Source organism: Streptomyces sp. BE303 (assembly GCF_036290945.1).
Lineage (GTDB): Bacteria > Actinomycetota > Actinomycetes > Streptomycetales > Streptomycetaceae > Kitasatospora.
Window position 1 is genome coordinate 1 of record NZ_JAQYWZ010000458.1, and the last position, 201, is coordinate 201.

Genomic DNA, 201 nt, shown 5'->3' on the forward strand with positions numbered 1-201 from the left:
CCGCCCGGCAGCGCCTCCGCCAACGGCGGCATCGCGGCCGTCTCGCGCATCCCCGGGAGCATGGAGGTCTTCTTCGTCGGCGGGAACGGTTCGGTGCAGGACCGGTTCTGGTACGAGGGCGGCACGTGGCAGGGGTTCGAGCTGGCTCCCGCCGGTAGCGCCTCCACCCACACCGGTGTCGCTGCGGTCTCGCGGATTCCC

Annotated in this window: 1 pseudogene; it reads left to right on the forward strand. The window is 72.6% G+C overall.

The features are described 5' to 3' along the window. Positions 1–201, forward strand: a pseudogene (locus PUR56_RS08835) (hypothetical protein); the annotation flags it as partial.